This window comes from Priestia sp. ABM2_011 (genome assembly GCF_056158845.1).
Map to the genome: position 1 here is coordinate 4,890,916 of NZ_JBSWUB010000001.1, position 9,085 is coordinate 4,900,000.

The following is a 9,085-nucleotide window of genomic DNA, read 5'->3' on the forward strand; positions in this document are numbered from 1 at the left end:
ACTCCTCCCTGCTTTTTTATCACTAGACAGGGAGTTTTTATTTCAAATAATGATTATTCTTTAGAAGTGTTAATAAACATAATCTTCGTATTTCACTGTTGAGAGTAAACTATTAGGATTTGTAATACTGCCTTTTTTAAATTCTTTAAAATTAGGATGAGAAATTCTATCCCACCATATAAGTATCTGATTTTCTTTAGGCAGATACGAATCAACGTACTCTACTAGTTTTTTACATGTTTCTAAGGCATCTACAGTTTCCTTAACGGTAGTAGTTAGCAATGGTAACAGTTCAGATATTTCTACGGTATTTTTGAAGGCAGACGTATGAATAAATCGATTACGTATCTTATTTATTACTAGGTATTCTTTTATTAATTTATCTAGTTCCTTATTCTTTTGAGAGACAAATTCGGGTATAACCAGCCTTTTAATTATCTCTTCATCTTCTACTTTTTGTAAGGTCAGCATATGCTTTCCGGACTGACTATTTGGTTGATAATTAATTTGTTTTAAATTATAAAACACATAATACAAATATGACTCTACAAACGTTACTGAAGATATCCATAATGATCTAGATAAAGTATCCATCTCATATCTTAATTGTCTAATTTCAATATTATTTTTCTTTTCTATAAAAGGTACATCATTATCAGCATTCATTACAGATCGGTACTCCTCTACTTTATCCACTAAAATGTTCCAAGTATTTACTAAATCCGAATAAGTAAAAAATTCAGGTACTGTTATAATCATTCCATTGAATAGGCTTATCTCAACCCAGTGATGAGGCTGTAAATTTTTATGTGAAGCTAAAAAACTCTTTTTAATATCAAATAGTTCTTCTAATTCCTTTACATTAATAAGACAAGTCCCCTGTTTTTTAGTAATATTGATTACCTCTCTGAAGAATTTAATGATGTTATCTATAGTCTGATAATCAGTGTAATTATAGAAATAACCTTCCTTTAAACTTTTTTCTACAATCCGTTTCACATGATTTAGAACCTGGTCGTTATTGTAGTTTTTAGGATTATTTTTTATGTTATATATCCACTCAAAATTCCCCTCTTGTCCTCTAGTAAGTTGCTTACCATTACAAATATTCACAAACGCTGCTGTTAAAGCATATTTGTAGCACTTTTTTGGAATTCCACTTAATTTCTTCATAGACTTTCCACTCAGTAAGCTATCCAATTCATTTATTAATAGGTGTTCTCTTTGTGAACTCACATTACCCACTCCTATTTTTTCTTCACACCTATCACAATAACATAATTAACCAATTAGGGAGTATTAAAGCTAACTGAAAACATAATAAAAAAGCCTCACACTGTGAGACTTTAAAAATTAAGCAGTTGTTTTTTTTGTACTTTTCTTTTTCTCTTTTTCCGCTTCCTCTAGTTGCTTCTGATACGTTGGAAACCCTTGGCTATGTTCATCTAGTAATTCTTTATAATGAAACCACGTATGTTTTTCTACTTTGCTTGTAGAATCGTGTAAGTTCTCCCAGTCCACAATCAATTCAATAACGGAATTCTTATGTTTTCCATCAGCTTTAACTGTACAATTAATTAAATCTCTAACTAAGCCTCTACTCCAATTCTCTTCACTATATTTATCATTACTGGGTTTATCAGATACCTCTAAAATATCCTCAATAATAATGTCCGTGATCTGGTCAATTCTTTCTGTATAACTTTCCAACATTGCTAATACTACTGGTTGATCCTGTAGGTATTTTCTTATTTCTTTCCTATCATTACAATATCCAGTTTGAACATCAATAAGTTTTTCAATAAGTTCTTTTGTGTCTTTCATGATGTAAACCTCCTTCTAGGTTGCATGTCCTACATTGTAGCAATAACTTATAATAACAAGATAAAGAACAGTTTAAAAAGAGATTACATTATTATGTCTAAATATATCATGAAATTGTTTCATTCAATTGTATATACATAAAAGTTTATTAATCAATTAGAGTTATTTGAATTTAACAAACTTAAGTATTTTTCAGAGTTCAAAAATTGTTTTGCTGCTTGTAATTCTGTATAAGAAATATCTAACCTATTCATCATTCTGTGCAGAACAACGAATTCAGACACACCGATTTCCTTTAACAATAAAACAGTAATAAAAGCTTTTAATCTATAAATTGTGTATGTTAATTCCTTACTAGAGGATAATGTAAAATGTTGTTCTTTGCCATAGTGTGTAAAACGATTACGAGTTTGTACTGCTTGCCTAGTAAAAACAGCTATCTCTGCATCATTACCGATTAAGAAATCCTTTGTTTTTTCATCTAACTCTTTAAATAAATAATCAAATCGATTCTGTAAAATGAATTTCTTATCTTCTTTTAAGTTCACTTTCAGAACTTCATTGTAATTAGGAATTGTCTCTTTTAACAATTGTTTTGCCATTTCTAATTTAGTGTAGCTTTCAGGACTAATTACTTTCTTCGTGTCTTTACGCATCCAGCTATGAAATATTTCTACTACTTGGACAGCATTTAAAAATTTCATTTCTAAAAACTTGTCCATGTACCAATCACTGAAATATATGCCTGTCACAATCTTTAAATCATCATATAATGTAAACCATTTGCTAAATATTTGAGAAGCGTTCTTTTCAATATCAATATATCTAATTAAACACTGCTTCATTTGTATATTAGATAATTTCTTTTTAGGTCTATTGATAATAAAATATGTGCTTTTTCTTTGATCTTTCTCACTAAAAAATTCTATGCGTTCATTAACATTTGGGTGTCCTGACATTAACATAAGTAATTTTTTTATTTTACTTATATATTCCAGATACCAAGTAATACTTTGACCCTCTTCTGCTTCTAATAAGAACCCTTTTCGATAATTGTTATTTTCTCCTTTGATTTTTAGCCTTTCCTTGTCTAAAAATATATTTATAAAGGTTTTATCTGTTTGAGGTATCCATTGATTGAAATGAGAAGGAAGGAATGTACAGGAGAAAAACTTTGTACTCTTTAATTCTTCATACAACCCTCCTATTAAGAACGAATTAATACTGTATGATTCAGGAATATCTATTTTTGAACCTTTTTTATAATTATCTAATACTCTCATATCATATAAAGTACGAATGGTATTGAAGAGAGTTATTTCTTCGCCACTCTCAGATTTTCCCCATATAGCGTTCTGTATATCAATATTAGGATTTTCAGAGATAGAACCTTTTAATTCCAGTTCAATAACTTCTTGTTTAAAATGCAGCACCCCTTCAACTTTTTTATTTTCCGTAGGTAACCACCAATAACCTTTTATGTCGAACTCTTCAAGCATTGTTTTACCAATCGTCTTAGAATTAAGAATATAAATCCTTCCCTTCCCCCTATTTTTTGAATATTAATGTTCAACATCACCAAGATTCTTAGCAATCTTGTCCAATAATTCTTTTACTTCTTTATCCTTTTCTTCAAACTTCATTTGTTTTTCAGCTACTATTTTGAACCCACGGTTTAAACTATTCTCTAATTTAGCTATATTAATATCCATTTTCTCAAATTCATTTAGCTTGATTTTGTTTAATTCTTCTACTTTCCCACTCATCTGCATTAATTCTCTATATATTTTTTTCATTAATTCTTCATGTCGTCTTGTTTCATTTTCTTTATCCATTTTTCACTCCTCCTCAATGAAGGATATCATATGTCATCCAAAATTTGTTAAGCAAACTAGCTTACTTTCGCTACAATGCTTGTATATTTTATATGGTTTTGCCAACATGGGTTGAGAATAAGGAACACGGCTTGGCTATAAATTGCCTACCTACAATGACAAAAATAAAAAATTGTCATTATAAGTAGTAGGCGAATTAATACTTTGCACATCATGGTGTATCGAATTAAGGTATCCGTGTATGTATTATCTCTGTTATCGCTAGTGTTTCCACATAACAAGCTTACTGTTTCAGATGTCCCTGACAGTTTCGTTATCCTGCAATTTTACGCTTTGGCTTTTCAATTACTTAATCCTTACCTCATTGTTTTAGAGGAATTAGAAAAGAAATAAATACTTATAGCTTGTCCTACGCAACCATAGTTGCACACCCTTCCTTACGACAGCACTAAGGTAGCTTTCACCTTTCAGATGCAACAGCAACAGAGAACTGTTATATGCATCCTAGACTTAATTATTGCATCGGCTAAGTCATAACCTATCAAGTTTATTTTAACAACGTGTTATTTGGCTTTCCACGTTGGAACAGAGTCTAAAAAAGACAGCACTTAAGAAACCTTGCATTATAAAAATTTTTTGATAAAATGAAAGGGAATTAACTGTTCGTTATTTAGTTTTAGTAATTGCTGATTAGAATTGTTTAACGTCCAGTGAACGTATTTAACTCTTTGAGTCACCTATTCGCAGTAGGTGGCTTTTTATTTATAATCGTTTATCAATTAGTTTTAAAGGTGAAAACTTTTGGTGGCTGTCTCTTACATCCGTACCAAATAGATTCACGTATGTTTTCACTACTTCCATGCTGGTATGTCCTAGGATGGTCTGTAACTCAAAAATATTAGCACCTTGCTGAACACTCAGTTTGGCGAACGTATGCCTAAATGTATGACAGCTGCATCTTACACCTTTAATCTTTGCACTTACTCCGTATCTCTCAATTCGCTGCTGTATTGCACGTCTTGTAAGAGGAGTTTCATCTATAGTCACAAATAAGCTATCTGTTTCTACATAGCCACGAATAGCAATGTACTTCTTTAATTGGTGCTTCATTTCTTTCTGAATAGGCACTAGACGTTCTCTATAGCTTTTAGCATTGCGGATGACAATTAAATTATCTTCCCAGCGTATATCGGCTAATGACAGTCCAACTAGTTCATTTACACGAATACCAGTCTCTAGAAACAACAGCATAATTGTATAATCACGAACACCTACAAATGTTTTAAGGTCTGGTTGCCGTAATAATTTATTAAGCTGTTCTTTAGTAAACGTGGGAATAATTCGCTTACGGTCTTTTAACAGCTTTGTATTTTCCATTGGATTTTTAGAAATATGTTTATGTTTATGAAGGAAGTTAAACAAGGCACGTAAAGCACGTAGACGTGTATTGATAGACACTATCTTCAAGCCTTTATAGTTACGCATATAAAGAATTACGTTCTCTTTAATATGTTCTTCTGTAACGTTGTAAGGCTTTAAAAGATTAGTGTCTATTCCTTGTTCTGAAAGAAGATTTAAAAAGGCATTTATTTCATTGCAGTAGTATTTGATGGTATACGGTCTTAAATTACGTAAATCACAGTCTTTTACGAATAGATCAACTGCTTCTTTAAAGGTTTCTACATACGATTTCTTACTTTTACGTATTATAGAAAGTTCAGCATCACTTAAAACATTCTTACGTCTAGCCATGACTGTTTCCTCCTAATAGGTTCATAATAATTTGTTCACACGATTAGAAGTGATACAGATAAAACAGACTGTACTGTTAAGAACACAAAAAAACGTCCTCCACTACTGTGAAGAACGTTGATATTACGGTATATTCAAAGTTAATTACTATTATGTATTGGTAAAGCTAAAGTACCGATGGTCGGGGTCGAACCGACACTCCCGAAGGAACACGATTTTGAGTCGTGCGCGTCTGCCAATTCCGCCACATCGGCAAAATAAAAAAGGCAAGTTAAAATTATAAATGGTGCCGAGGGCCGGACTTGAACCGGCACGGTAGTCACCTACCGCAGGATTTTAAGTCCTGTGTGTCTGCCAATTCCACCACCCCGGCAGCTTGTAAATAAATGGAGGCGGCAACCGGATTTGAACCGGTGATAAAGGTTTTGCAGACCTCTGCCTTACCACTTGGCTATGCCGCCATTTACTCAAGACTAAATAAATTTATTAAAATTAAATTGGAGCGGAAGACGAGGTTCGAACTCGCGACCCCCACCTTGGCAAGGTGGTGTTCTACCACTGAACTACTTCCGCAAATATGGCTGGGCTAGCTGGATTCGAACCAACGCATGACGGAATCAAAATCCGTTGCCTTACCGCTTGGCGATAGCCCAATATTGGAATATGCATATCGTTTATAAATGGGGCGACTGATGGGAATCGAACCCACGAATGCCGGAACCACAATCCGGTGCGTTAACCACTTCGCCACAATCGCCACGTATATATGCAATGTTAATTTTATAATTGGCAGGGGCAGTAGGAATCGAACCCACACTGACGGTTTTGGAGACCGTAGTTCTACCTTTAAACTATGCCCCTGTAAATGGTGGAGGGGGGCAGATTCGAACTGCCGAACCCGAAGGAGCGGATTTACAGTCCGCCGCGTTTAGCCACTTCGCTACCCCTCCACAATAACTGTGGTGCCGGCAAGAGGACTTGAACCCCCAACCTACTGATTACAAGTCAGTTGCTCTACCAGTTGAGCTACACCGGCATTTTAAAAACAAATGTTTTTAAAATGGTGGCTCGGGACGGAATCGAACCGCCGACACAAGGATTTTCAGTCCTTTGCTCTACCAACTGAGCTACCGAGCCTTATTAAATTTAAAATGGCGGTCCCGACGGGAATCGAACCCGCGATCTCCTGCGTGACAGGCAGGCATGTTAACCGCTACACCACGGGACCACTTGGTTGCGGGGACAGGATTTGAACCTGCGACCTTCGGGTTATGAGCCCGACGAGCTACCGAACTGCTCCACCCCGCGATGATAATATATGGTGGAGGATGACGGGATCGAACCGCCGACCCCCTGCTTGTAAGGCAGGTGCTCTCCCAGCTGAGCTAATCCTCCACTATTATGTAGATAAAAATAAATGGTGACCCGTACGGGATTCGAACCCGTGTTACCGCCGTGAAAGGGCGGTGTCTTAACCGCTTGACCAACGGGCCACTGTGCTAATTAAATAAAAATGGCGGAGAGCAAGGGATTTGAACCCTTGAGACAGCGTTAACCGCCTACACGATTTCCAATCGTGCTCCTTCGGCCACTCGGACAGCTCTCCAAATGGCTCCACAGGTAGGACTCGAACCTACGACCGATCGGTTAACAGCCGATAGCTCTACCACTGAGCTACTGTGGAATAATAACAGCCTGGCAACGTCCTACTCTCACAGGGACAAAGTCCCGACTACCATTGGCGCTAAAGAGCTTAACTTCCGTGTTCGGTATGGGAACGGGTGTGACCTCTTCGCTATCGCCACCAGACATATTATATTATACATGATTTAAAAAAGAAAGCAAGACTTTTTTTGAAAAAGTTTTGTTCTCTCAAAACTAGGTAACAGATTGCTGAGTAAAGCTTACGCTTTTAAAGTTTGGTTAAGTCCTCGATCGATTAGTATCAGTCAGCTACACATGTCGCCACGCTTCCACCTCTGACCTATCAACCTGATCATCTTTCAGGGATCTTACTAGCTTGCGCTATGGGAAATCTCATCTTGAGGGGGGCTTCATGCTTAGATGCTTTCAGCACTTATCCCGTCCACACATAGCTACCCAGCGATGCCTTTGGCAAGACAACTGGTACACCAGCGGTGTGTCCATCCCGGTCCTCTCGTACTAAGGACAGCTCCTCTCAAATTTCCTACGCCCACGACGGATAGGGACCGAACTGTCTCACGACGTTCTGAACCCAGCTCGCGTACCGCTTTAATGGGCGAACAGCCCAACCCTTGGGACCGACTACAGCCCCAGGATGCGATGAGCCGACATCGAGGTGCCAAACCTCCCCGTCGATGTGGACTCTTGGGGGAGATAAGCCTGTTATCCCCGGGGTAGCTTTTATCCGTTGAGCGATGGCCCTTCCATGCGGAACCACCGGATCACTAAGCCCGACTTTCGTCCCTGCTCGACTTGTAGGTCTCGCAGTCAAGCTCCCTTGTGCCTTTACACTCTACGAATGATTTCCAACCATTCTGAGGGAACCTTTGGGCGCCTCCGTTACATTTTAGGAGGCGACCGCCCCAGTCAAACTGCCCACCTGACACTGTCTCCCGGCCCGATCAGGGCCGCGGGTTAGAATTTCAATACAGCCAGGGTAGTATCCCACCGACGCCTCCACCGAAGCTAGCGCTCCGGCTTCTCAGGCTCCTACCTATCCTGTACAAGCTGTACCAAAATTCAATATCAGGCTACAGTAAAGCTCCACGGGGTCTTTCCGTCCTGTCGCGGGTAACCTGCATCTTCACAGGTACTATAATTTCACCGAGTCTCTCGTTGAGACAGTGCCCAGATCGTTACGCCTTTCGTGCGGGTCGGAACTTACCCGACAAGGAATTTCGCTACCTTAGGACCGTTATAGTTACGGCCGCCGTTTACTGGGGCTTCGATTCAGAGCTTCTCCCAAAGGATAACCCCTCCTCTTAACCTTCCAGCACCGGGCAGGCGTCAGCCCCTATACTTCGCCTTGCGGCTTCGCAGAGACCTGTGTTTTTGCTAAACAGTCGCCTGGGCCTATTCACTGCGGCTCTCTCGGGCTATACACCCTACCAGAGCACCCCTTCTCCCGAAGTTACGGGGTCATTTTGCCGAGTTCCTTAACGAGAGTTCTCTCGATCACCTTAGGATTCTCTCCTCGCCTACCTGTGTCGGTTTGCGGTACGGGCACCTCCCGCCTCGCTAGAGGCTTTTCTTGGCAGTGTGGAATCAGGAACTTCGGTACTATAATTCCCTCGTCATCACAGCTCAGCCTTTATGATGAGCGGATTTGCCTACTCATCAGCCTAACTGCTTGAACGCGCATATCCAGCAGCGCGCTTACCCTATCCTACTGCGTCCCCCCATTACTCAAACGGCGGGGAGGTGGTACAGGAATATCAACCTGTTGGCCATCGCCTACGCTTTTCAGCCTCGGCTTAGGTCCCGACTAACCCTGAGCGGACGAGCCTTCCTCAGGAAACCTTAGGCATTCGGTGGACAAGATTCTCACTTGTCTTTCGCTACTCATACCGGCATTCTCACTTCTAAGCGCTCCACCAGTCCTTACGGTCTGACTTCACAGCACTTAGAACGCTCTCCTACCACTGACATCAAAGATGTCAATCCACAGCTTCGGTGATACGTTTAGCCCC

Annotated in this window: 5 protein-coding genes, 16 tRNA genes and 2 rRNA genes (1 of these 23 cut by a window edge); all 23 read right to left on the reverse strand. The window is 38.9% G+C overall.

All coding sequences use genetic code 11. The features are described from left to right. Window positions 1-69: 69 nt before the first annotated feature. On the reverse strand, window positions 70-1,236 hold the full coding sequence (locus ACXAE4_RS25700; RefSeq protein ID WP_475237240.1) for a hypothetical protein: 1,167 nt from the start codon (window positions 1,234-1,236) through the stop codon (window positions 70-72). 117 nt (window positions 1,237-1,353) lie between these two features. Beyond that, the gene (locus ACXAE4_RS25705) at window positions 1,354-1,824 is read right to left on the reverse strand and encodes a hypothetical protein (protein ID WP_475237242.1); all 471 of its coding nucleotides are present in this window, start codon (window positions 1,822-1,824) and stop codon (window positions 1,354-1,356) included. 152 nt (window positions 1,825-1,976) lie between these two features. After that, window positions 1,977-3,323 carry an ApeA N-terminal domain 1-containing protein gene (locus ACXAE4_RS25710; protein ID WP_475237244.1) on the reverse strand — a complete coding sequence of 449 codons (1,347 nt, stop codon included), beginning with the start codon at window positions 3,321-3,323 and terminating at the stop codon, window positions 1,977-1,979. A gap of 63 nt (window positions 3,324-3,386) precedes the next feature. Continuing rightward, window positions 3,387-3,659: a hypothetical protein gene (locus ACXAE4_RS25715; protein ID WP_475237245.1), complete on the reverse strand. Its 273-nt coding sequence runs from the start codon at window positions 3,657-3,659 to the stop codon at window positions 3,387-3,389. 762 nt (window positions 3,660-4,421) lie between these two features. Then, window positions 4,422-5,411, reverse strand: coding sequence for a tyrosine-type recombinase/integrase (locus tag ACXAE4_RS25720; RefSeq protein ID WP_322551685.1), 990 nt, complete (start codon window positions 5,409-5,411; stop codon window positions 4,422-4,424). A gap of 172 nt (window positions 5,412-5,583) precedes the next feature. Next, window positions 5,584-5,665 (reverse strand) — tRNA-Leu (locus ACXAE4_RS25725). Between the two features lie 30 nt (window positions 5,666-5,695). Further along, window positions 5,696-5,784 (reverse strand) — tRNA-Leu (locus ACXAE4_RS25730). A gap of 14 nt (window positions 5,785-5,798) precedes the next feature. Continuing rightward, window positions 5,799-5,872, reverse strand: a tRNA-Cys gene (locus ACXAE4_RS25735). Between the two features lie 37 nt (window positions 5,873-5,909). Beyond that, window positions 5,910-5,984: transfer RNA gene (locus tag ACXAE4_RS25740), tRNA-Gly, on the reverse strand. 5 nt (window positions 5,985-5,989) lie between these two features. Beyond that, window positions 5,990-6,064, reverse strand: a tRNA-Gln gene (locus tag ACXAE4_RS25745). A gap of 28 nt (window positions 6,065-6,092) precedes the next feature. Continuing rightward, a tRNA-His gene (locus ACXAE4_RS25750) sits at window positions 6,093-6,168 on the reverse strand. Between the two features lie 30 nt (window positions 6,169-6,198). After that, window positions 6,199-6,272: transfer RNA gene (locus tag ACXAE4_RS25755), tRNA-Trp, on the reverse strand. A gap of 5 nt (window positions 6,273-6,277) precedes the next feature. After that, window positions 6,278-6,361: transfer RNA gene (locus tag ACXAE4_RS25760), tRNA-Tyr, on the reverse strand. 10 nt (window positions 6,362-6,371) lie between these two features. Then, window positions 6,372-6,447, reverse strand: a tRNA-Thr gene (locus ACXAE4_RS25765). Between the two features lie 25 nt (window positions 6,448-6,472). After that, window positions 6,473-6,548, reverse strand: a tRNA-Phe gene (locus tag ACXAE4_RS25770). Between the two features lie 15 nt (window positions 6,549-6,563). Beyond that, window positions 6,564-6,639 (reverse strand) — tRNA-Asp (locus tag ACXAE4_RS25775). A gap of 3 nt (window positions 6,640-6,642) precedes the next feature. Next, window positions 6,643-6,719: transfer RNA gene (locus ACXAE4_RS25780), tRNA-Met, on the reverse strand. 11 nt (window positions 6,720-6,730) lie between these two features. Next, a tRNA-Val gene (locus ACXAE4_RS25785) sits at window positions 6,731-6,806 on the reverse strand. Window positions 6,807-6,829: 23 nt separating this feature from the next. Then, window positions 6,830-6,904 (reverse strand) — tRNA-Glu (locus tag ACXAE4_RS25790). Window positions 6,905-6,925: 21 nt separating this feature from the next. Further along, a tRNA-Ser gene (locus tag ACXAE4_RS25795) sits at window positions 6,926-7,017 on the reverse strand. Between the two features lie 3 nt (window positions 7,018-7,020). Beyond that, a tRNA-Asn gene (locus ACXAE4_RS25800) sits at window positions 7,021-7,095 on the reverse strand. Between the two features lie 9 nt (window positions 7,096-7,104). Next, window positions 7,105-7,220, reverse strand: a 5S ribosomal RNA gene (rrf, locus tag ACXAE4_RS25805). Between the two features lie 110 nt (window positions 7,221-7,330). Continuing rightward, window positions 7,331-9,085, reverse strand: a 23S ribosomal RNA gene (locus tag ACXAE4_RS25810); it runs 1,181 nt beyond the window's last position.

Coding starts and splice junctions, on each gene's coding strand:
- ACXAE4_RS25715 (WP_475237245.1), bottom strand. CDS start 3,659: ATGGATAAAGAAAATGAAACAAGACGACATGAAGAATTAATGAAAAAA.
- ACXAE4_RS25705 (WP_475237242.1), bottom strand. CDS start 1,824: ATGAAAGACACAAAAGAACTTATTGAAAAACTTATTGATGTTCAAACT.
- ACXAE4_RS25710 (WP_475237244.1), bottom strand. CDS start 3,323: ATGCTTGAAGAGTTCGACATAAAAGGTTATTGGTGGTTACCTACGGAA.
- ACXAE4_RS25720 (WP_322551685.1), bottom strand. CDS start 5,411: ATGGCTAGACGTAAGAATGTTTTAAGTGATGCTGAACTTTCTATAATA.